The 20,615-nt window shown below is 60.2% G+C and carries 17 protein-coding genes; 14 read left to right on the top strand and 3 right to left on the bottom strand.

Annotated elements, in window-relative coordinates; genetic code table 11:
• Positions 1-5: 5 nt before the first annotated feature.
• Together bcsA and bcsN are read right to left on the bottom strand one after the other, a co-directional pair.
• Positions 6-2,177 (bottom strand): UDP-forming cellulose synthase catalytic subunit, encoded by a 2,172-nt coding sequence (gene bcsA, locus ASG19_RS03975; protein WP_062453845.1) that lies wholly within the window; start codon positions 2,175-2,177, stop codon positions 6-8.
• 74 nt (positions 2,178-2,251) lie between these two features.
• Positions 2,252-3,298 (bottom strand): cellulose biosynthesis protein BcsN, encoded by a 1,047-nt coding sequence (gene bcsN, locus ASG19_RS03970; protein WP_162238117.1) that lies wholly within the window; start codon positions 3,296-3,298, stop codon positions 2,252-2,254.
• Between the two features lie 254 nt (positions 3,299-3,552).
• On the opposite strand from bcsN, the gene ASG19_RS03960 reads away from it, so the two are divergent.
• The 14 genes from ASG19_RS03960 (at position 3,553) to ASG19_RS03895 (ending at position 18,370) form a co-directional block, all read left to right on the top strand.
• Positions 3,553-5,934: a tetratricopeptide repeat protein gene (locus ASG19_RS03960; protein WP_210168442.1), complete on the top strand. Its 2,382-nt coding sequence runs from the start codon at positions 3,553-3,555 to the stop codon at positions 5,932-5,934.
• A 440-nt stretch (positions 5,935-6,374) separates the two neighbouring features.
• Positions 6,375-7,997: a globin-coupled sensor protein gene (locus ASG19_RS03955; protein WP_082476178.1), complete on the top strand. Its 1,623-nt coding sequence runs from the start codon at positions 6,375-6,377 to the stop codon at positions 7,995-7,997.
• Positions 7,997-8,290, top strand: coding sequence for an STAS domain-containing protein (locus ASG19_RS03950; protein WP_062453840.1), 294 nt, complete (start codon positions 7,997-7,999; stop codon positions 8,288-8,290). Before ASG19_RS03955 ends, ASG19_RS03950 begins: the two co-directional genes overlap by 1 nt.
• 2 nt (positions 8,291-8,292) lie before the next feature.
• Complete coding sequence (gene cheY1 / locus ASG19_RS03945) at positions 8,293-8,658, top strand: chemotaxis response regulator CheY1 (RefSeq protein WP_062453839.1); 366 nt, start codon at positions 8,293-8,295, stop codon at positions 8,656-8,658.
• 16 nt (positions 8,659-8,674) lie between these two features.
• Positions 8,675-10,894: a chemotaxis protein CheA gene (locus tag ASG19_RS03940; RefSeq protein WP_062453838.1), complete on the top strand. Its 2,220-nt coding sequence runs from the start codon at positions 8,675-8,677 to the stop codon at positions 10,892-10,894.
• A 5-nt stretch (positions 10,895-10,899) separates the two neighbouring features.
• Positions 10,900-11,379, top strand: coding sequence for a chemotaxis protein CheW (locus tag ASG19_RS03935; RefSeq protein WP_062453837.1), 480 nt, complete (start codon positions 10,900-10,902; stop codon positions 11,377-11,379).
• Positions 11,376-12,284, top strand: coding sequence for a protein-glutamate O-methyltransferase CheR (gene cheR, locus ASG19_RS03930; RefSeq protein WP_062453836.1), 909 nt, complete (start codon positions 11,376-11,378; stop codon positions 12,282-12,284). Before ASG19_RS03935 ends, cheR begins: the two co-directional genes overlap by 4 nt.
• On the top strand, positions 12,281-13,321 hold the full coding sequence (cheB, locus tag ASG19_RS03925; RefSeq protein WP_062453835.1) for a protein-glutamate O-methylesterase CheB: 1,041 nt from the start codon (positions 12,281-12,283) through the stop codon (positions 13,319-13,321). The genes cheR and cheB overlap by 4 nt, the downstream gene beginning before the upstream one ends.
• Positions 13,321-13,710, top strand: a complete 390-nt coding sequence (locus tag ASG19_RS03920; protein WP_062453834.1) for a response regulator — start codon at positions 13,321-13,323, stop codon at positions 13,708-13,710. The genes cheB and ASG19_RS03920 overlap by 1 nt, the downstream gene beginning before the upstream one ends.
• Entirely contained in the window at positions 13,707-14,264 is a 558-nt protein-coding gene (cheD, locus tag ASG19_RS03915) for a chemoreceptor glutamine deamidase CheD (RefSeq protein WP_062453833.1), read from the top strand. The genes ASG19_RS03920 and cheD overlap by 4 nt, the downstream gene beginning before the upstream one ends.
• A 31-nt stretch (positions 14,265-14,295) precedes the next feature.
• The gene (locus ASG19_RS03910) at positions 14,296-14,685 is read left to right on the top strand and encodes a hypothetical protein (RefSeq protein WP_062453832.1); all 390 of its coding nucleotides are present in this window, start codon (positions 14,296-14,298) and stop codon (positions 14,683-14,685) included.
• Positions 14,686-14,836: 151 nt separating this feature from the next.
• Entirely contained in the window at positions 14,837-16,519 is a 1,683-nt protein-coding gene (fliF, locus tag ASG19_RS03905) for a flagellar basal-body MS-ring/collar protein FliF (RefSeq protein WP_062453831.1), read from the top strand.
• A 370-nt stretch (positions 16,520-16,889) separates the two neighbouring features.
• On the top strand, positions 16,890-17,606 hold the full coding sequence (locus tag ASG19_RS03900) for a helix-turn-helix transcriptional regulator (RefSeq protein ID WP_082471832.1): 717 nt from the start codon (positions 16,890-16,892) through the stop codon (positions 17,604-17,606).
• A gap of 17 nt (positions 17,607-17,623) precedes the next feature.
• Positions 17,624-18,370 carry a helix-turn-helix transcriptional regulator gene (locus tag ASG19_RS03895; RefSeq protein ID WP_062453829.1) on the top strand — a complete coding sequence of 249 codons (747 nt, stop codon included), beginning with the start codon at positions 17,624-17,626 and terminating at the stop codon, positions 18,368-18,370.
• Positions 18,371-18,375: 5 nt separating this feature from the next.
• Here ASG19_RS03895 and ASG19_RS03890 read toward each other — a convergent pair whose 3' ends face one another.
• Positions 18,376-20,574 (bottom strand): DUF1217 domain-containing protein, encoded by a 2,199-nt coding sequence (locus ASG19_RS03890; protein ID WP_062453828.1) that lies wholly within the window; start codon positions 20,572-20,574, stop codon positions 18,376-18,378.
• Positions 20,575-20,615: the final 41 nt, after the last annotated feature.

Raw genomic sequence — 20,615 nt, 5'->3', positions numbered from 1 at the left:
GTCGCTCAACCTTCCTTCGTCGTCTGGCTCTTGCCCAGATCCTTCAACAGGTAGCCGAGGCCGCGGGTCGTCTGATAGGCGGCAAGACCCAGGAACCAGATCGTGCCGCGCAAGAGGCCCGGGTTGTAACGTCGCGAGGTCTGGAATTGTGTCCACTGGCTCGAATTGGCGAATATGAGATCGGCGATCAAACGGTGATCGGTGGATTTCTGGGGCATGTAGCGGCACCCCGCCGTTGTCACGTCGCCGACCGTATCGAAATTGCGGATTTCGATCGGCAAATCGCTGATCGGCAGGTCGCTGAACGGCTGGAACCGGAGCACACCCATGGCACCGTTCGCGATGTCCCTGGCGCCTTCCGTATAGATCTGCAGTGCTGCACCATTGACCGAAACATCCTCGATCGTCGCCGTGAACCAGCGGTCGCCGATCCCGAATTCGCAACGCCGGCTGACGCGGATACGGCGGGACGACTGCTTCTCTCCACGTTCGGAAACGACGCCGAGCGCGCAGCCCGCAATGATGATGTTGAGAAGATTCCAGCCCCCAACCACCAGCGTCACGTCCGCTTTGAACGGTTCTGTATAGACCCGGTAGATGCTGATGAAGAAGGCAATGACGAGAACGCAGAAGATCACGAAGAACGGCCGGCTGATCTCCGAAAGTCGGCTGACGGACACGGACTCGTCTTTCGCCGTCACCTTGAAGGTCGGCTTGCGCGGATTGAGCATGACCGAAACGACAGCCGGCAGCAGGTGCACGGTCTGGACGTATTCGTAAAGCTCCGAAATCCACGGCCAGCGGAACGAACCGTAGAGGTAGTTCTGCATCAGCATGTTCACGATCATGTAGGTCAGCGAATAGACGAGGAACTCGCCGCCGGAGGAGGTGAAGATCTGCAGATCGAAGAACAGATAAAACAGCGGTGCAAACAGGAAGATCGTCCGCGGGAAGGGAAACAGCCAGAATAGCGTCGAGGACATGTAGCAGAGGCGCTGCGGGAAGGAGAGCCCGCGCTTGAGCGGCGGGAAGCGGAACCGCAGGATCTGCATCATCCCTTGCGCCCAGCGCGAGCGCTGGCCGATAAAGCTGGCGAAGGTCGCCGGCTGCAGGCCGGCGATCAGTGGGCGGTCGACATAGATGCTGTGCCAGCCGAGACCGTGCAGATCGAGCGCGGTTTCACAGTCTTCCGTAATGCTGACGCCGCTGAAACCGTTGGAGACTTCGAGCGCCTTGCGATTGAGAACGGCCGCGGAGCCGCAGAAAAAGGCGGCATTCCACTTGTCGAGACCACGCTGGATGATACCGTAGAACATCTCGTTCTCGCTCGGCATCTTCTCGAATGTGCGCAGGTTGCGCTCGACGGGATCAGGATTGAGGAAGAAGTGCGGTGTCTGCACGAGGAAGAGTTTCGGCTCCTTCTCGAAATAGTGGACGGTTTCCAAGAGGAAGTCGCGCGTCGGAGCGTGATCGGCGTCGAACACGGCAATCAGATCGCCGCTCGAATGGGCAAGCCCGTTGTTGAGATTGCCGGCCTTGGCGTGTTCGTTGCGCTCGCGGGTCAGGTATTTGACGCCGAGGTCTTCGCAAAGCTGGTTGAGGGCCTTGTAGCGCGCATCCGCAGCCCGTGCATCCGCCACGTTGTCGGCGCGGCGCTTCTGCAGCGTGCTGCCGTCATCGAGCAGCCAGACGGTCAACTTGTCGGCCGGGTAATCCATGTTGCGGCAGGCTGCAAGCGTGTTGGCAAGCAGCGTCTCGTCCTCGTTGTAAGACGGCACGAAGACGTCGACGCTCGGAAGCGGTCCTTCCGTGCGGCCATGCGGCTTTCGCGCCGGCAGCGGCATGGCAACGACGAAGAGGCTGAGCGCCAGCATCATCACGCTGTACATCTCGGCCAAGTAGACGAGCATGCCGGGAATGAAGTTCTCCAGCTGGTTCACCGGCGGCAGCGTGCTCGTCGTGCGCCAGTAGACGTAGCGCATCACCATCGCGGTGCCGAAGGCGAGAGCCACGAGACGCCATTTGCCGTCGGCGTTGAGCATCTTGATGATGATCATCACCGTGACGATCAGGACGCTCGCGATCAACTGGGTGCGCGTGTTGATCGGCAGGGTGACCAGGGTCACGATCATGATCGTGGCGAGAACCCACACGATGGCAGAGATAAAAGTACGCATCGCCGGATTACCTTTGCGGTTCGATCGACCGGATTACGGTTGGCAGGATCACGACGGGATTGCCGGCCTGACGCTCAGCGACATACGACATTGGCACCCTCCGCCTGTGTCGAGCAGGAAGGCGAAGGAACCGTGACGCGCGGAGCGGCTGCGGGTGTCAGTGACCTCGGGGACGCAGCAGCGTCCGAGGGCGCTGACGGACTGAGGCCTGCGGGAGAAAGTGCGGAAACGCTGGGGATCCTTGGCCCCACCGGCTGCATGACAGGCTCCATCATGCTGCTGGCAACCGGTGCTACGGCTGGCCGGACCGGCGCGGCAGGGGCTGCGCGGCGGATCATCGGCGCAGCTTGCCGTTGCGGCAGGACCGGAACGATAGCTTCCGTCGAGGCAGGACGCGGGTAGGTCGGAGCGCCGGTTCGTCCGATTTCAGGCGAAAGCGGGCTCGCATCGCCATAGGGATTCCAGCCGAGCGAGTCGACGGAGGCGTTGATAGTGAAATTGTACATGAAGGCGAGAAGTGCCTGCTCCGTCGCGCCGGCCTCGCAGATCCGCACGCGGATCTGGATCGAGCCGTAGTTATCGACCGGCGACATCTTCTGCGCCTGCGAGCGGATCTGCTGCCATCCGTAGAGGCAAAGATCGCTGCCCCTGCCGCGCCCGAACGCATAGCCGAACGGGCCATAGCTGTTCTGGACGTAAAATTGCGACCGCACCATCCGTACACCCGGAAACCCGGATGCCATTTCGCGTGCCGTGCCGCTTTGCGAGACCATTTTCGACGTCAGCCGGTTCGAGCTATAGCTGAACGCGCTCTTCGTGCCGAAGAACTGCGCCTTGATGAAGTTCTGGCCGGGCGTGAGTGCGGATGTGAAGAGCGGAATTTCCTGCTCGATGGCGTTGTCGTAGCGCCGCTCGATGACGCCGACGATACCGGGGCCGGATGGCGGGGGCATGACCATGGCTTCTTCCGCCTGCACGGTCTTCACCAGGGCGCCCGGCTGGATCGGAGCTCCGCCGCAACTTGCCAGGACGAGAGGCAGCAATCCTGCGATGGCAATTGCGAAGCTTCGGCGGTCGCTGCGTACGAACCGGCGAACTTCGGCAAATGATCTTTTCGTCATGGGCACTCGCATATAATGGCGCATCTACTGGACAGTCATCGTCCGATCGCTTCCGTCTCGATTTCCGCTTCCACAAAAGTCTACGCAACGAAGCGAATCGCGAGTCTTGCTTACAATTTGCTAAACAAATCTAAATTGTTCGTTAACCATATCAGCTCATTCTTACACATCATGGCGTTCATGCCATTGATACGCCTCGTTGCGGGGCAACAGGTCGGGGTTAGGATCGGGATCGGAAGTCCATGAAGGTTATGATGATCTCATTGACGGTGGTAGGTATCGCCGCTGTTGGATTCTGGAGCCTCGATAGACAATCCTCCAATGTCGACATGACGCAGCTGACCGGCGCCATCAGTCCCGAAGCGCCCGCATGGGCAGACGGTATGCAGCCGCGTCCCAAGACCGAGCGGCTTACGGCTCAACTGCTCTCCTCAGACGAACCTTCCGCGCAGTCTCCGGGTGCAGCAGCGCTTGTGATCACGCAAACGCTGTCGAACGGATCCGCCACCGAACCGGCCGATACGCCTTCCCCGGCGCGTTCGGGCATGCCCTTGATCGCACAGTCCCCGGCCGCATCGTCGCCACCACCCTTGCAGCGTCCCGAAAACTTGACGGCGCAGCGCGGCAACACGCCGCCTCCGGTCGTCGTGGATGAAAGCGCCTTGCGATATTTTGCTGCCCGTGGCGACACGGCACGGCTTCAGGCCGAGATCTCGCGCCTGCGCGCGCTCTATCCGACCTGGTCGCCGCCCGCTGATCCGCTGGCTGTGCGCGCAAGCGGTGATCCACAGCTCGAAAACATGTGGCAACTCTATGCACAGTCGCGCTTTGCCGACGTGCGTAAGGCAATCGCCGACCGTCAGACTGCCGAGAGCGGCTGGCAGGCACCGGACGATCTCCTCGACCGGCTAAAGCTTGCCGAGGCACGTGTCAGCCTGACCGGCGCCTCCGACAGCAAGGATTACGACGTCGTCATCCGCATGGCGGCCGAAAACCCGAGCCTTCTCACCTGCAGCGAAATCGACGTCTTGTGGCGGGTGGCGGAAGCCTTTGCCGAGACCGAGCGACAGGGTCGCGCCCGGGATGCCTATCTCTACGTTCTGGACAATTGCGAGGACACCGCCGCGCGTGTCGCCACGGTGCAGAAGGCGAGTGAACTTCTTCCCTCCACCATGCTGGAAGATCTCCTCGCCAAGGAAAAAACTCCCGCCGGTGGTCAGCCGGAATTCGAGGGTCTGAGAAACGATCTCGCGCGCCGCTTTGTCAACGAAGCCGGCGACGATGCGAAACTGGTCGTCGGCCAGCAGTATGTCACGCGTCTCGAACAACTCGCGGAACGCGAAGGGCTCGCCTCGGACGCGCTGCTACTGGGCTGGTATGCCTATCGCAGAGACAATCTCGGCGGTGCCGAGCGCTGGTTCCGGCGCGCCTATGGCAAGGAAGAGACGGCCTCCGCTGCTGAGGGGCTGGCGCTCACCCTGGTCCGCCAGAAGTCGCCGCTCGAAGCGGAAAACGTTCTCTATCGTTTCCGGGAAAGTTCCGAAGGCACCAAGGCGGCCTATCTTTCCGCCGTCGCCAATCTTCTTGCACTCGATCCTCCGCCCATGCTGCAGGAAGAGGTTCTGGCCCGCATGGCGCCTGTCGTGATCGCCGCCCGCGATGCCGACGCGGCACAACAGTTCGGCTGGTATGCAAGAGCAATGCGGCAGCTTCGCACAGCCGCCGAGTGGTTCGGGGCAGCACTCGCCTGGAAGCCGGATGACGAGCCCTCCGCCTATGGTCTGGCGCTGACCCGCAACGACCTGGGCGACCGGGCCGGTGTAGCTTCTCTCCAGCGTGCCTGGGGCGATCGTTCAGAGCGCATTGCAAATCTCGGCAGACCATCTGTCGCGGGCGTCGACGACCGGACAGGTTACCGTCGCCAACCGCCGCTGCCGAGCGTCAGGCCCGAGGATCGCGTTGCGGAAGCCTATTCGCAGCAGGACGGACAACCCTACCAGCAACCAGCGCAACGCAGCGTTCAGCAACCCAACCCGCAGCGTGCCGCTGCAACCCGGCAGCCTGTTGCCGTGCAGCCGTCGGTCCGCCAGGCAACCAGATCCGCTCAGGCAAGCTCCGGGCCGCCGTCGCGCGGTTGTGCTCTGACGGAACTCCGCCAGACCAATCCGGACCAGGCACTATCGCGCGGTTGGTGCCTGATGGATCTGAACAGGCCGCTCGAAGCCGTCAAGGCTTTCGAGGTCGCGCAAAACAGTGCTTCCGACGTGGTCCGCTCCGATGCGTCCTATGGTCGAAGCCTTGCCTATCTGCGGGCAGGCCTGACGGATCAGGCATCGGTTGCCGCGGCCGCCGCCAAGCAGACCAACTCCCGCGCCGTGGAGCTTCAGAGCGCCATTCTTGCCAATCGCGCCCAAAGTTCCTTCAACCTCGGTCGCTATCGGGAGGCACTCATCGCGCTCGATCAGCGCGCCCAGATCACGCCGGAACAGACCGATCTGATGATCCTTCGCGGCTACGCCTACCTCAATGTCGGTCGCAAGCCCGATGCGCGAAGAATTTTTCAGGCTCTTGCATCGACCGGAAGCAAGGACGGCCAACGAGCGCTGGCCGAACTGATCTGGCCGCCGGACAATTGAAACACCGCCACAAGCTGAACTTCCAGATTAGATCAATTTGATTTTACTAAAAGTTTTGAAGCTTTTGGTTGAGCTGTTCTGCGCCTCTGTTTGTTGTCACCTTTGCGGACAGTCGGAGCTATGGCCGGTTTCTGACTTTGCTTGAAAGAGCATTTCACACCGCCCGTGTTAACCTTCGGGCAAGGAATTAACCATACATATTAGATAGACGGCGAATGGGATGTCCCGAGGGCTCCCAACAGGCATGAAGCCGCCAAGCCGTACCGGTCTGAATCCGGTATTTCTCATCGACAGATTACGAAATGCTTCGCGGTATAAGCGTCGCCACCGCAGACAGGTCATGGCCTGTCCCGGCACGCTCCCGCCCGTTTCGGATTTGCCTCGCTGGGCGGCAATACACCAACTCGTCGGGTTGGTCTGACTTTCATGCGGGGACGGTTTTGGTGCAGGACACGCCGACAGAACAGGGGCGACGGAGCCAGGCAGGCAGCCTGAGTGAACGCTTGGCCTTTGCTGGCCTCGACGGGGACCTGCGCGACTTGCTGCGCCGGTGCCGGCCGCAGCTCGAACCTCATCTCAAAGCCGGATTGCGCGACTATTTTCACCGGCTGCAGTCCGTTCCCGAGGCTGCCGGTATCTTCGAAAGCGAACAGCAGATCGAACGCCTGCATGACCTCCAGGCGTCTCACTGGAGCGTGCTCAGCGACGCGCGCTTCGATGCACTGTATGCCGAACGAGTCAAACTCCTCTCCGATACCGAAAGCCGCATGGGTCTTGATCCGCGCTGGCACCTTGCCGGTCATTCGGTGATGCTCGAGCATCTGATCACCGGTGCGGTCACCGGAATGTCATCCCGCTCCATTCTTCCGGCAAGTCGCAAGCGCGAACAGGAACTCAACGATCTCGTCAGCGCAATCGTGCGCCTCGTCATGGTCGACGCGGAGATCGCGGTGTCGTTGCGCTTTAACGAATTGCGCCTCAAGCACCAGCGTGCCCTGACCGAGCAGCGCCAGGCCGATCAGGCGCAGGCCGTTGAGACGTTCCTCTCCGTGGTTTCAGCGCTGGCCGATCGCGATCTGACCGCCAAGGTTCCGGACGACATGCCGGACGCCTATCGCGAACTCGGCGACATCCTCAACAGCGCCATCGGCGACATCCGCACGACATTCGAGACCGTCGGCGAGACCGGAATCCAGGCGGACATGCTGACCGACGCTCTTTCCGAGAGCGCACGCACGTTCGCCAGAACTTCCGAGAACCAGTCCGCCCGCTTGCAAAAGTCTGGCGAAGCGCTTTCTTCGATCGCTGCCGGTGTCCGCCAGAGTGCCGTCGGCACGGCCGCCGCCGAAAAGGCGACGGCCGCCACACGCCGGTCAGCGGAAGACAGCGGCAAGGTCGTCGGTCAGGCGATCAGCGCCATGGCGGATATCGAAGCGTCAGCCGAAAAGATCGGCCAGATCATCGGCACGATCGACGAGATCGCATTCCAGACCAATCTCCTCGCCCTCAATGCCGGCATCGAAGCCGCCCGCGCCGGCGACAGTGGCCGCGGCTTTGCTGTCGTTGCGCAGGAGGTGAGGGCGCTCGCCCAGCGTTCCGCCGAGGCCGCCCGCGAGATCAAGACGCTCGTCAACGGCACTAAGACGCAGGTCGATGCCGGTGTCGAAATGGTTCACCGCACGCAGGGCGCCATCGATGGCATCGTCCAGCAGGTGTCCGCCATCAACGACACGATTGCGGGCATAGCTCGCGATACCGGGGTCCAGGCGGAAGGCCTCGACGTCGTCACGGCACATGTCAGTGATCTCAGCCAGGAAGTCGCATCCAATGCCGTTCTGGCGCGTCGCTCGGGCGAAGGCGCGGACGAATTGCAGACGGTGATCCTGGAGCTTGGACGCACGGTTCGCGAATTCCGGATTGCGCGACAGGGCCGTTACGATGACGACCGCTCAAGACCGGCTGCACGCCGGCCGGAAATTGCCACCGACATCTCCCCGCGGGCCGCGGCGGAACGCATCGGTTCCTCAGACACATTTTACTCCAAACGACAAGGAATAAGCTGATGGCGGCCAAGAAAGCCGGTCCGGGAAGTTTGAAACTGTCTTCCGTGCTGGACCTCAACGAGGCGTCCGCGCTGCACGCCAAACTGCTGTCCATGCGCGGTAGCGACATTGTCATCGATGCGTCCGGTGTCGAGCGTCTCGGCGTCCAGTGCGTCCAGGTCCTCGTCGCCGGCGCAAACGCCTGGGATGACGACAAGAAGTCCTTTGCCGTCCAAAAGCCTTCCGATGCCTTCGTCAAGACGATGCAGCTCATCGGCCTCGATACACAGAATTTGGTTGCTAAGGAGATTTAGCGATGAAGAAAAAAGTCCTGACCGTGGACGATTCACGGACGATCCGGAACATGCTTCTGGTCACTCTCAACAACGCCGGTTTCGAAACCATCCAGGCTGAAGACGGCATCGAAGGTCTCGAAGTCCTCGAAGGCTGCAACCCCGATGTGATCGTCACCGACATCAACATGCCGCGCCTCGACGGCTTCGGTTTCATCGAAGGCGTTCGCCGCAACGACAAGTACCGCGCCATCCCGATCCTGGTCCTGACCACGGAAAGCGACGCGGAGAAGAAGAACCGCGCCCGCCAGGCCGGTGCCACGGGTTGGATCGTCAAGCCGTTCGATCCCGCCAAACTGATCGATGCCATCGAGCGTGTAACCGCCTGAGCCAGGAAATCCTCCCATGGATATGAACGAAATCAAAGAGATCTTCTTTCAGGAATGCGAAGAACAGCTCGCTGAACTGGAATCTGGTCTGCTGAAGCTGAACGACGGGGACCGCGACCCCGAAACGGTCAACGCCGTCTTCCGCGCCGTTCATTCCATCAAGGGTGGAGCAGGCGCCTTCGGCCTCGATGACCTCGTGGGCTTTGCCCACGTCTTCGAGACGACGCTCGACTGCGTCCGGTCCAACAAGCTCGAGCCGAACCAGGACGTTCTGAAGGTGATGCTGAAATCGGCCGACGTGCTCGCCGATCTCGTCACCGCGTCCCGTGACGGCGGTGGTGTGGACGAGGCGCGATCACGCGGCCTCGTCAAGGAACTGGAAGCCCTTGCCCATGGCGAAATGCCTTCGGCCCATGCCGAAGTCGCAAAGCCTGCAAAGGCCGAGGCACCGAAGCCGAGCGATGATAGCGGTTTCCAGCCGATCCCTTTCACCTTCGATGGTTTCGACGACGACGTCCCGGCAGCAAAAGGGTCGGTCTACGAGATCGGCTTCAAGCCGCGCCACGATCTCTATGCCAAGGGCAACGAAGCAGCCCTCTTGCTGCGCGACCTGTCCAAGCTCGGCGAGATGAGCGTCGGCTGCGACATGGAGCAGCTGCCGACCCTCGACAAGCTGGATCCGGAAGCCTCCTATTTCAGCTGGAAAATCTCCCTGACGACCGAAAAGACCGAAGCCGATATTCGCTCGGTGTTCGAATTCGCCGAGTGGGACTGTGATCTCGACGTCAAGCTGGCCGCAGCAAAGCCAAGCGACGAAGAACTGCCGATGGTTCCGGTACCATTCGATCTCTCGTCGCTCGACGATGAGCTCGGCTCCGACACGAAGGCTGCCGACGAAGCAGCCGCCGTCGTGGCGACTGAAGCTGCCGCCAACGTCAGCAAGATGGCTGCCGCCGCGGCACGCGTCGAAAAGAAGGAAGCCGCAGCACCCGCGCCGGCTCCGGCCCAGGCCGCTGCCACAGCGGCCGCCGGCCAGACGATCCGCGTCGATCTCGATCGCGTCGATCGCCTGATCAACCTGGTCGGCGAGCTTGTCATCAACCAGGCGATGCTCTCGCAGAGCGTCATCGAAAACGATGCCAGCGGCACCTCCGCCGTCAATATGGGTCTCGAAGAGCTGCAGCAGCTGACGCGCGAGATCCAGGACTCGGTCATGGCGATCCGCGCGCAGCCGGTCAAGCCGGTCTTCCAGCGCATGTCGCGTATCGTCCGCGAAGTCGCAGACATGGTCGGCAAGCAGATCCGTCTGGTCACCGAAGGCGAGAACACCGAAGTCGACAAGACGGTTATCGACAAGATCGCCGAGCCGTTGACCCACATGATCCGAAACGCTGTCGACCACGGCATCGAAAGCCCTGAAAAGCGCGAAGCCGCCGGCAAGGATCCGGAAGGCACGATCAAGCTTTCGGCCAAGCATCGTTCGGGCCGCATCCTGATCGAACTGATCGACGACGGTGGCGGCATCAACCGCGAGCGCGTCAAGCAGAAGGCAATCGACAACGACCTGATTTCGCCGGATGCCAATCTGTCGGACGAGGAAATCGACAACCTCATCTTCGCGCCTGGCTTCTCGACGGCAGACACGATCTCCGACATTTCCGGCCGCGGCGTCGGCATGGATGTGGTCAAACGTTCGATCCAGGCACTTGGCGGCCGTATCTCGATCTCCTCGCGCCCGGGTCTGGGCTCGACCTTCACCATGAGCCTGCCGCTCACGCTCGCCGTCCTCGACGGGATGGTGGTAACGGTTGCCGGCCAGACGCTTGTCGTGCCGTTGACGGCGATCGTGGAGACATTGCAGCCGGAAGCGTCTGCCATCCACTCGTTTGGCGCAACGCAGCGGCTCATCTCGATCCGCAACTCGTTCTGCCCGCTGGTCGATGTCGGCCGCATCCTCAACTTCCGCGCCACACAGGCAAATCCGGTCGAGGGCGTGGCACTGCTGGTCGAATCCGAAGGCGGCGGTCAGCGCGCGCTGATGGTCGATGCCATCCAGGGTCAGCGTCAGGTCGTCATCAAGTCGCTGGAAGCCAACTACACCCATGTTCCGGGCATTGCCGCCGCCACCATCCTTGGTGATGGCCGCGTCGCTCTCATCCTGGATGTGGACGCGGTGGTTGCGGCATCCCGCGGTCAGTCGCTCAGTCCGGAGATGTCGCTCGCTGCGACAGGTTGAACACAATGTCCTACGCTGTGAAAAATCTGACGCAGGCAAGCCGGGAGCTGATCGCTTTCCGGATCGGCGATCAGGAATTCAGCGTCAACATCATGTCTGTCCGCGAAATCCGCGGATGGACGCCGGCAATGCAGCTGCCGCACGCTCCCGCCGATGTGCGCGGCGTGATCAATCTGCGCGGCGCCGTGCTGCCGATCGTCGATCTGTCGGCGCGGCTTGGAATGAAGGATGCCGAACCGACGGCGCGTCACGTCATCATCGTTGCGCAGGTCGGGAAACGGATTGTCGGCCTGCTGGTCGAGGCCGTTTCCGATATCCTTACGATTACAGAAGAGAATATCCAGCCTGTGCCGGAGATTTCCTCCGACCTGGCGAAACAATACGCGAAGGGCATTCTGGCGTTCGATAAGCGGATGATCTGCATGATCGAGCTGGATCATCTCTTCCCCGAGACGTACCTCGAAAAGGAAAGCGAAGCCGCATGATGCCCCTGGGCGCCATAGAAGCCAGACAGTCGCCGGACGAAGTCCTCGCCAGCGGGGAATACCCGTTGACGCGTCGCGACCTGTCGGAGATTGCGGCGATGATCTACGCCGATGCCGGGATCTACCTCAACGATTCCAAGGCGTCGCTCGTCTATTCCCGCTTGTCCAAGCATATCCGCAACCTCGGACTGCGGGGCTTTCGGGAATACTGTACCCTGGTCGCCTCCGTCGAGGGCGCTCCGGCACGCCGGGAGATGCTGTCGCATCTGACGACGAACTTCACCCGTTTCTTTCGAGAGAACCACCACTTCGAGCACCTTCGGGACGAGGTCCTGCCCGGGCTGATCCAGCGTGCCCGCAATGGCGGACGTGTGCGCATATGGTCGGCGGCCTGTTCCGACGGGCAGGAGCCCTATTCGATCGCGCTGACGGTGCTGGGCCTTCTCCCCAACGCTGCCGACTATGATTTCCGCATCCTGGCAACCGATATCGACCCTAAGATCCTGGCTGCCGCTCGGGCAGGAGCCTATGACGAAGGTGCCCTCGAAACCGTCTCCCCGGCCATGCGCAAGCAGTGGTTCCGCGAGGTCGACGTCGGTGGCCGCCGCAAGTTCCAGGTCGATGATCGCGTCAAGAAGCTCATCACCTTCAACGAACTGAACCTGATGGCGCAATGGCCCTTCAAGGGCGGTTTCGACATCATCTTCTGCCGCAACGTCGTGATCTATTTCGACGAACCGACCCAGGTGAAAATCTGGTCGCGCTTCTCCCAGCTTCTGCCGGAAGGCGGCCATCTCTATATCGGCCATTCGGAGCGGGTATCGGGCGAAGCGAAGAACACGTTCGATAATATCGGCATCACGACCTACAAATATATGGGCAAGAATGCCGGGAGGAAGGCATGATCGCACCGGCCAGAGTTCTCGTCGTCGACGATAGCCCGACCATGCGAGGCCTGATCACGGCCGTCCTCAATTCCGATCCCGATGTCAGCGTCGTCGGGCAGGCCAGCGATGCGATGGAAGCGCGTAGCGCCATCAAGCAGCTCAATCCTGATGTCGTGACGCTGGACATCGAGATGCCGAACATGAACGGCCTCGACTTCCTCGAAAAGATCATGCGTCTGCGTCCGATGCCGGTCATCATGGTCTCGACCATGACCCAGCGCGGCGCCGACGCAACGCTTGCCGCGCTCGAAATCGGTGCGTTCGACTGCGTCGGAAAGCCGGTGCCGGGAGACGTTCGCCCGTTCATGGATCTGGCTGAAAAGGTAAAGGCCGCGGCACGCTCTGCACGCCGACAGGTCAGTGCTCCGGTCTCAATGGTCCCGACGCCGGCATCAGATTACCGCAACGGTCGCAAGGTTGTGGCGATCGGATCTTCTACCGGTGGCGTTGAAGCGTTGATCGCAGTGCTTCAAAAGTTTCCGTTGAACTGCCCACCGACTGTGATCACTCAACATATGCCGTCCACGTTTACGAAAAGTTTTGCTGAACGGCTTAATCGTATCTGCGCTCCTGTGGTGCAGGAAGCGACCGATGGTGCGCGTCTCGAGATCGGCAAGATCTATCTTGCGCCTGGTGGCGACCGGCACCTTCAGGTGGTCAATCCGTCGGCGCCATGCTGCCGGCTGGTCGAACGCGATCCGGTGAACGGCCACAGGCCCTCCGTCGATGTCCTGTTTGATTCGGTCGCGGAGTTGGCTGGTCGCAATGCGGTCGGGGCTATCCTGACGGGCATGGGTCGCGACGGGGCTTCGGGACTGTTGAGGATGCGCAGCGCAGGCGCTCGCACGATCGGCCAGAACGAAAAGACATGTGTGGTCTACGGCATGCCGAGGGTCGCCTACGAAATTGGTGCAGTCGAGCAGCAGCTGCCGCTCGGCTCCATCGGAGACGAAATACTGAAACTAACTGCCGCCCGAAAAGAAGGTACCGAATAATGTCCCTCGCTGAAAAAATCAAAGTTCTGATCGTCGACGATCAGGTCACCAGCCGACTGCTGCTCAGCGACGCTCTGACACAGCTCGGTTTCAAGCAGATCACTGCCGCCGGCGATGGTGTGCAGGGCATGAAGATCATGGCCGAGCAGCCGCATCACCTGGTGATCTCGGACTTCAACATGCCGAACATGGACGGTCTGGGCCTGCTGCAGGCAGTGCGCACCAACCCGAATACCAAGAAGGCAGCGTTTATCATTCTGACGGCGCAGGGCGATCGCGCTCTGGTTCAGAAGGCTGCTCAGCTCGGCGCCAACAACGTGCTCGCCAAGCCATTCACAATCGAAAAGATGAAAGCTGCTATCGAGGCGGTGTTCGGAGCCCTTAAATGAACGACCCGGCAGGTGCCAAACGCGTCCATATTATCCAGGGCGAATTCAAGGTCGAAAGCGATCCCAATGTGGTTTTGTCGACGATTCTTGGCTCGTGCGTGGCTGCCTGCCTTCGTGATCCTGTCGCCGGTGTCGGCGGCATGAACCACTTCCTGCTTCCGGGCTCGGGCGGGGCAGCGTCGTCGGGGGGCGACGCGACCCGCTACGGCGTGCACCTGATGGAGTTGTTGATCAACGGTCTCCTGAAAAAGGGTGCCCGTCGAGACCGGCTGGAGGCAAAGATCTTCGGCGGCGCAAAGACGATTGCCAGTTTCTCCAATGTCGGCGAACAGAATGCGGCCTTCGCCGTGGAGTTCCTGCGTGACGAAGGCATTCCGGTGGTGGGGTCCTCGACCGGAGGCGATCACGGCCGCAAGCTGGAATTCTGGCCGGTCAGCGGCCGTGCCCGGCAATATCCTCTCACAGGCGCCGAAACGCAAAAGACGGTTGCGCTGGAGCAGCGTCCTGTCCGTACGCCACCAAAGCCCGTCGAAAGCTCGATCGAATTCTTTTAATTCTTACGCCTGGGTAAAGACGAGGAAATTCATGACTGAAATCACCGCCCCGATACGCGATTCCCTTGAGGAATCTCTGCCCGAGGTACTGATGCGCCTCGTCTCGGAGCTGCACGATGTCGCCTATCTGATCGAGCGTATCGAACCGCAGGTGTTGGAACTGGGCGGCCCGGGCCTGCTTCATTCGCCCGACAGCGTGAAAGTGCTGCAGGGCATCGATCTCGCGGTGCAGAAAACGCGGGGTCTCGCAGAGTTCATCGATACCGTCACCGCGAGCATTCCGAGCGACTGGATGGTGGATCTGTCGACGGCTCTCAGCCTCGTCAAACTTGCCGACATGCAGAAGGCGCTGGCCAACGGGATGCGCCACGGCCACTCCCAGCCGCTCAACAAGGCCGCCGGAGACTTCGATTTCTTCTGACGTCACAGACTGTCTCTGACCCTGCTGCCAGGCCGCGTCGCAATCATCATGCGGCAACCAGACACGACGTTTCGAAACGCTCGCGCAAGCTTCGCTCCCTAGGGTGATGCTGGGCATAGGCTCGAGATGTTATCTGGCGGCGTGGGACAGAATGAATCTGTTATCTCAATTTCCAACAATATTCAAAAATCTGGCCAGTCTTGGCCAGACACGATTGATCGCGCTGGGCGCCGTCGGCGTCGTTTCGATAGCGATCGTTCTGGCCGCTGCCCTTTATGTGAACAAGCCCTCCTATGAGGGACTGTATGTCGGTCTGGAAACAGCCGATCTCAATCAGATCAGCATCGCCCTTGCGGAAGCCAACATGCCCTTTGAGGTTGGCTCTGATGGCGCAAGCATCCTGGTGCCTGTCGGTATGACCGGCAAGGCGCGTCTGATGCTTGCCGAACGCGGCCTGCCCAACAGCGCGAATGCCGGCTACGAGCTGTTTGACAATGTCGGCTCGCTCGGTCTGACCTCCTTCATGCAGGAAGTCACGCGGGTGAGGGCGCTCGAAGGCGAAATCGGCCGTTCGATCCAGCAGATCTCCGGCGTGTCGGCCGCACGCGTCCACATCGTCATGCCTGATGCCGGCAACTTCCGTCGCGGCGAGCAGAAGCCGACGGCGTCCGTGATGATCCGTGCGAACGCATCCGCCGGTCGCAAAGCCGCTGCGTCTATCCGCCATCTCGTCGCTTCGGCCGTCCCGGGCCTCGAAGTCGACGATGTCACGATCCTCGATTCAACCGGCCAGCTTCTCGCCTCGGGTGACGATGGCAGCAACAGCCAGATCAGCCGTTCGCTCGGTGTGGTCCAGTCGGTCCAGCAGGAAATCGAAAACAACATCGACAAGGCGTTGGCACCCTTTCTCGGAATGGATAACTTCCGCTCCAGCGTGACTGCCGCCCTCAACACCGACAGCCAGCAGATCCAGGAAACCGTTTTCGACCCGAACTCCCGCGTTGAACGGTCGGTGCGCTCCACCAAGGAAGCTTCCAAGTCGCAGCAGGCCCAGAACGACAGCGCGACCACGGTCGAGCAGAACGTTCCCCAGGCCGCTCCTCAGGCCGGCGGCGACGGCGCTCCTAAATCCTCCGACCAGTCGGACAAGAAGGAAGAGCAGACCAACTACGAAATCAATCAGAAGACCACGGCGACAGTTCGCAACGGCTATCAGATTGAAAAGATTTCGATCGCCGTCGTCGTCAACAAGGGCCGTATTGCCAAGATGGTGGGCGAGCCCGCGGATCAGGCAAAGGTCGACGCCTATCTTGCCGAAATGCAGAAGATCGTGTCTTCGGCTGCCGGCATCAGCAGCGACCGCGGCGATGTCGTCACACTCACGGCCATGGATTTCGTCGAAACCCAGCTTCTCGACGAGGCCGCTTCGTCTGGTCCGGGTATGATGGAAGTGCTCAACCGTAATATCGGCGGCATCATCAACTCGCTTGCGTTCGTTCTTGTCGCCTTCCTCGTGGTCTGGCTTGGCCTTCGTCCTCTGGTGCGCACCGTCGGTGGCAACACCAGCGTCCCGGCCGGAGAGCTTACCGCCGATGCGGCCGGCCTCGAACTTCCCGACTTCTCACCGGGTGGCGCAAGCCCGGCGCTCATGGATGGCTTCGGCGCCGACTTCGGTTTCGACAGCTCGGACGATCTTATGGGCGGTGCCGACGACGGCGGCTTCAACCGCCGGGTCAAGGAAGGTCCGGAAAAACGTCTCTCCCGCATGGTCGAGATCTCCGAAGAGCGGGCCGCGAAAATCCTGCGCAAGTGGGCGATCGACAAAGCAGCCTAAACTGCCTTCACAAACATATGATCACAACAGGCCGGGCTCGTCCCGGCCTTGTTGCGTGGGCATTGCCATACAGTTGGCGCATTTTAGCCTCATTGATGAAGCCTTTATGGATGGAAGTGGGCAAAATCGGCGCTCGCGGCATAGCATTTCCAAAAGCGATTCCTACAATGGCCCTGATTCGTACGGCAACGTCTAGGCTTTGCACATGTGAAGTCTGATTCGGAATGGACCGGTCACGCCAGGGTATCGGCACCCGGAACTGCCTTGATTCTGGAAGCGGATGCCATACGTCGTTTGAACATACCGGTGTCGCCCTTCGGGGAGAGGAGCCGGTGGGGAGCAGATAACGGTGGAGTTGCCTGAAGCAGAGATGACGATCGACCAGCGCGCGTATCACGATGGACCTGGGTCGAAAATTATCTCCCGTGAACAACTGGTAAGACGGCTTTCGATCTTGTCGAGATCGAACAACGTTCAGGCTATCATGCGGCTGCTCGCAGACTACGTTGGCGCTTCGCATTTTCTTCTCGCCCGCTACGACCTCGTCCAGGAACACGGTCTCGATTTCATCGTAACCTCCAACTGGCCATTCGATCTCGTCCGACGGCTCGGGGCGGATCTGGCGAGTGGTTATGCGCGTTCGACGGAACTCGAAAAGTGTCTGTCGCTGCTGACCCCGAGCTTCGCGCTCCTGCCCGATGACATCACGCCGCCGGACGACATCAGCCGCCAATACTGTTCGCTGACATTCTGCGTCGGCAAAACCCGTTTCTCTCTGATGCTGCTTTTCCTGGAAGGCATCATCCTGTCACAGGAAAGACTTCGCGAAGTCGGACTGTTTGCATCCTATGGCGCAAGCTTTGCCGAGGCGCGCGATGCCAAGGCTGAACGCGACTTCGAACTGACGGAACGCGAGCTGGAATGCCTGTTCTGGATCGCCGAGGGCAAGACCAGCGATGAGATAGCGGTGATCCTCGGGATCTCCCGCAATACGATCAACAACTACATCACCAGCGTGATGCGTAAGACGGCAACCAAAACGCGGTCGGAAGCGATCGCTTATGCCGTACGCAACAATCTGGTTTAGGAAGGCTTGGGGCAACAATGGGCTTTTCCCGCGGTGGAACGTCAGATGGACCGGGCAGCATCCAGTATCTGCGTCTTCAGCGTGCCTCCAGTCGTTCGGACATATTTCCCAAACTCGTCGCCATGCAGAGGAACCTCAAGGCGCGGCACTTCGCTGTGTTTCGTGTTACCGGCGCCGGGCTTCCCAACAAGCGCAAGCTGGTCTGCGAGCTGGACAACTGGGGCGCCGGAAGCGGGGAGCATCAGGGCGTACTCGTGAGCTCCTACGGCGATATGTTTCTCGATCATATCGAAATGTCGATCCTGCCGATCGTGTGGACCGGCACGGAAAAAGGGGCCTATAGCGAGGCCGGCGATTTTTCCTCGCTCGTGCGCAAGATCGACGACCGGATCATGCCATCGTCAGGAATTGCGTTCCCGGTGCGGTTGGGTGCTCTCGGGAATGGCTACGTCACGTTTTTGTCGGGCTCGCTGGAGCTGGGCAGCAATCTGATCATCGACCAGCACGTTAGAAGTTGTCAGGTCATGATGGACCTTCTGGCACTCGATGAGCGTCGAAGCGTGCCGGCCGAATCCTTGAGCGAACGGGAAGTGGCGTGTCTTCAACTGGCCGGCGACGGTCGTATCAGCGAAGAGATCGCCGAGAAGCTTGGCCTCTCCGTTCACACCGTCAACGCCTATCTCGGCTCCGCGACGATCAAGCTCAATTCCGTGAACCGCATCCAGGCGATCGCCAAGGCGATCCGCCTCGGCTACATCCACTGAAGTCTCTATTTCGATGAAAGCTGGGCAACGGCAAGCAGCGTATCGGAGCTGATGCGTGTCGTGCCGGTGGTTGTGAGCAGCGTCAGCGCCGGCGATGTCGTCGAACTGTTCTCGGAATCGTAGAGCGCCGTGTATTGCTTGATCAACTTGGTCACGTAGTCCGGATCCTGAAGCTTCGAGATGTCGACGTATTTCTCGATCATGCTCGCCTGCTGATCCGTATCCATGTTGGATATGTAGTCGGACATGCTGAACGTCGTCTTGAAGAACTCGAAAAGCGCCGTGTCGCCAAGGATCGTATAGGCGCTCGTAACGTCCGCCGCCTTGCGCTCGAAATACAGCGCCAGCCGCACGCCCTCGTTGGATTCCCCCTCCTGCTCTTCAAGCGTCTGTTGCTTGTAGTTGTTGACGGTCGCCAGCACGTCGCCGCGCTGCTGGATCGTGCCCACGGGCTGCGCAGAAAGGTTGCCTTCGCTATCGAAGTTGAACGATGCGACGATCTCAGCAAATACGCCGTTGGCAAGACTGTTCACATAGCTTTTGGGATTGTCGAGATCGGACGAGAACATGTTCTTCAGCTCGTCCTTGGTGACCGATTTGGGATCGATCCCCTTCGATTCGAGCACGAAGGACACCAGGCGGTCGTCGGCAATAAGCTCGGCGGCCGTGGTGATCGTCTGCATCTGGGTATTGTAGTAGTCGATCTCCTTGTCGGCAGCTTCCTCCGCCTTCTCGCGAGCGCTGCCCTTGAGAAGTTTGAGCTGTTCCGTCTTGTAGTCTGTCGCGAAATTGCTGATGACGCTGGCTGACTGGACGAGGAGAGGCGTGTCGATATCGCCTTCCGCGTCGAAGTTGAACGCCTTGACCAGATTGACGTACCGGTCGTCTTTCAGCTGGTTGACGTAGCTCTTCGGGTCGTTCGGATCACTTGCCAGAATATCCTTGAGCCGGCTCTTGCTGACATCGGCCGGATCGATCCCATAGGCGCGCAGGGCGACGTCCCAGATCTCCGTCACATCGTCATTGGTATCGTCGTCGTCGTCTTTATTCGAACTTAGAAAGTCATCGAGGCTTTTCACCTCGGCGATGCGCGTCTGATAGTTGGTGACGGCGTTGGTGACCGCATCTTCCTGGTTGGCCTTGAAGGCCGTCTGGTAGGAGGTGCTGGTAGACGCCAGCTGGGTCTGGTTCTGAGCGGTCTCGCCAGCGGCGATCGAACCGTCGCTCTGGAAATTGAACATCGCCTTGACGCCCGTATAGCCGAGCGTCGCTGCAGCCGAATCGCTGGTCAGCAGCGACCGGATCGTGGAGGTGAACTGCACTTTGACGCTGAAGGCCGTGGTCAGATACTCGACCATCCGCGGGTCGTCGACCAACTCGTCGACACTGGTCATCGAGGCAATATTGGTTTCCCAATAGGTCTGGTTGGCGGCCGCGAGCGTATCGGATGGGAACGTCGATTTGTTGTAGACGTAATCGAGCCTCAGCGATTCGATCTGGCCGCTCGTCTGGGCGCTGTCGCCGTCTGCGACCGTGCCGTCAGCCTGGAAGTTGAACGCTTCGGCAAGCGCCACGAACTTGTCGCTGCCGGTCTGGTTGGCAAAGCTGTTCGGGTCTTCGAGATCGCTGGTCAACACCTGCTTCAGATAGCTGGTGGACGTGTACTTGGCATCGAGCCCGAATGAGTCGAGCACATATGTCTTCAGCCGGCTGTTCGACAGGAGGTCGTCGACATCGGTGATATTAGCGATGGCCTTGCTGTAATAGTCGACCTCGGACTGGATATCCTTTTCTTCCTGATCGAAGGAATCCTGATACGCCTTGACGAGATTATCTTCCTGAACCGAAGTCTGCGCTTCGGCGGTCTTCGTGCCGAAGTTGAAAGCCGCCGCCATGGTCGCATAGCGCTTGTCGGTCAGCGAATTGGCAAAGCTTGCAGTATCGCTGAGATCGCTCTCCAGGACCTTCTTCATGAAGGCCTTTCCGTACGTCATTTCCTCAAGGCCATAGGCCTTCATCGCATAGGAATACAGTCGATAGTCATCGACGAATTCGTCGGCTGTCGTCACCTTGTCGATATTGGCTTCGTAATATTCGGTATCGCGAGCGACCGTGCCCTGGTTGGCGACGCGGTCAAGCGACGACTTCATGTCGCGGTTGACGATCAGATAGCTCGTATAGGTCGACAGCGTCGTCGAAGTCATGGTCTTCACCCTTAAAGATCGGGCTTCATTCCCGGGCATCG

It is taken from the genome of Rhizobium sp. Leaf306, from assembly GCF_001423425.1.
Taxonomy (GTDB): domain Bacteria; phylum Pseudomonadota; class Alphaproteobacteria; order Rhizobiales; family Rhizobiaceae; genus Neorhizobium; species Neorhizobium soli.
This window is presented reverse-complemented; position numbering and strand designations above follow the sequence as displayed.

Coding starts and splice junctions, on each gene's coding strand:
- bcsA (WP_062453845.1), bottom strand. CDS start 2,177: ATGCGTACTTTTATCTCTGCCATCGTGTGGGTTCTCGCCACGATCATG.
- bcsN (WP_162238117.1), bottom strand. CDS start 3,298: ATGACGAAAAGATCATTTGCCGAAGTTCGCCGGTTCGTACGCAGCGAC.
- ASG19_RS03960 (WP_210168442.1), top strand. CDS start 3,553: ATGATCTCATTGACGGTGGTAGGTATCGCCGCTGTTGGATTCTGGAGC.
- ASG19_RS03950 (WP_062453840.1), top strand. CDS start 7,997: ATGGCGGCCAAGAAAGCCGGTCCGGGAAGTTTGAAACTGTCTTCCGTG.
- cheY1 (WP_062453839.1), top strand. CDS start 8,293: ATGAAGAAAAAAGTCCTGACCGTGGACGATTCACGGACGATCCGGAAC.
- ASG19_RS03940 (WP_062453838.1), top strand. CDS start 8,675: ATGGATATGAACGAAATCAAAGAGATCTTCTTTCAGGAATGCGAAGAA.
- ASG19_RS03935 (WP_062453837.1), top strand. CDS start 10,900: ATGTCCTACGCTGTGAAAAATCTGACGCAGGCAAGCCGGGAGCTGATC.
- cheR (WP_062453836.1), top strand. CDS start 11,376: ATGATGCCCCTGGGCGCCATAGAAGCCAGACAGTCGCCGGACGAAGTC.
- cheB (WP_062453835.1), top strand. CDS start 12,281: ATGATCGCACCGGCCAGAGTTCTCGTCGTCGACGATAGCCCGACCATG.
- ASG19_RS03920 (WP_062453834.1), top strand. CDS start 13,321: ATGTCCCTCGCTGAAAAAATCAAAGTTCTGATCGTCGACGATCAGGTC.
- cheD (WP_062453833.1), top strand. CDS start 13,707: ATGAACGACCCGGCAGGTGCCAAACGCGTCCATATTATCCAGGGCGAA.
- ASG19_RS03910 (WP_062453832.1), top strand. CDS start 14,296: ATGACTGAAATCACCGCCCCGATACGCGATTCCCTTGAGGAATCTCTG.
- fliF (WP_062453831.1), top strand. CDS start 14,837: ATGAATCTGTTATCTCAATTTCCAACAATATTCAAAAATCTGGCCAGT.
- ASG19_RS03900 (WP_082471832.1), top strand. CDS start 16,890: ATGACGATCGACCAGCGCGCGTATCACGATGGACCTGGGTCGAAAATT.
- ASG19_RS03895 (WP_062453829.1), top strand. CDS start 17,624: ATGGGCTTTTCCCGCGGTGGAACGTCAGATGGACCGGGCAGCATCCAG.
- ASG19_RS03890 (WP_062453828.1), bottom strand. CDS start 20,574: ATGACTTCGACGACGCTGTCGACCTATACGAGCTATCTGATCGTCAAC.